Consider the following 1,173-nt stretch of genomic DNA (forward strand, 5'->3'; position numbering starts at 1 on the left):
GTCGCTGCCGGCGCCGCCGTCGACGGTGCCGGCCACGGTGCCGTTGATGAGGATGTAGTCGCTCCCGCCCAAACCACTGACGCTATCGCCCGGGGCGAGGGCGCCGCAGCTGATGTAATCCGAGCCGGCAGTACCGCTGACGGTGGTACCGGACACGGGACGGCCGTTGACCGTACATGAAGTCAGGGCTTGTGCAGGCGCCGCGGTCAGGACGAGGGGAGCGGCCACGAGGGTGGCGGCGCAGAGCGTGCGCATCGCGTATCTGATCATGAAATGAGTGGGTCATAGCGACTTCATGATCGCAATTCTGCGCCATCGGCAGCTCAACCGTCCGGGGCAGACAGCCGCCCGGACGGGCTACCGAGACGCCGGTCAGACTATCGGGTTCGCGTGGCCCAAGATGTGATTGATCCGCATCGACCGGGCGTTCCCGCATACGTCCCGCTTCCCGGCCGAGGCACGGTAGAGCGCGACGGCGTCCTACCTGAATTCTTCCGGATCCGGAGCCCTCCCCCCACGGTGGACACACCTCCCCGGACCATCGAGATCCATTGTCAGGGCCCCGCTCCAAAAGATCACCCTCGACCCGCTTCAGGACCACAGGTTCCCATCGGGCCGGTCAGACAGCCCACGCCGCTACTCGCACATCGCGTGCACAATGTGCGACCGCAAGACGGCTCGCATGGCGAGATCAACCCGCAGATGACATCCGAGGGCCAACACACGAACTTCGCGCGGACAGGGACGCCGCCGACTTCGACTGACCGGAGCCTGAAGTGGTCCCGGGCGCGGGAAAGTCGCACCGGATCACCCGGCGTCTGGCTCGTTGACCAGCACAGACGGCGACCACCCAAGTCGTCGCGCACAAGACGAGGTGAACATCCATGGCCGAGGCAGTCGCCCCGAACGATCAGCGGATCGACCGCCTGGCCGAAGCGGTTCAGCGCGGGCGCCCCGACCGGCTACCCAAGCGTCCACTCCACGAGCTGGGCCACCGTGCGCGCCGGGCACTCCACCAGCTGGCCGCCGCGGCCGTAGCCGGTCAGGTCACCGTCCAGGACCGGCAGCGGTCCGTACGCGAACCGAGAATCCCCAGCAGCCGCAGAGCCAGGCGGCCACCCCGAGCCCGCATGCCCGTACCGGCCGACGAGCAGCTCATCGTTGACGGAATCC

General features: G+C 67.6%; 1 protein-coding gene and 1 pseudogene. Both read right to left on the reverse strand.

The genetic code is table 11. The features are described 5' to 3' along the window. Nucleotides 1-270 (reverse strand): annotated as a pseudogene (locus AB0N17_RS46815) (hypothetical protein); the annotation flags it as partial. Between the two features lie 692 nt (nt 271-962). Then, a partial coding sequence (locus tag AB0N17_RS46820; protein WP_366017746.1) for a hypothetical protein occupies nt 963-1,173 on the reverse strand: 211 nt, incomplete at its 5' end.

This window comes from Streptomyces sp. NPDC051133, assembly GCF_040682635.1.
Classification (GTDB): Bacteria; Actinomycetota; Actinomycetes; order Streptomycetales; family Streptomycetaceae; genus Streptomyces.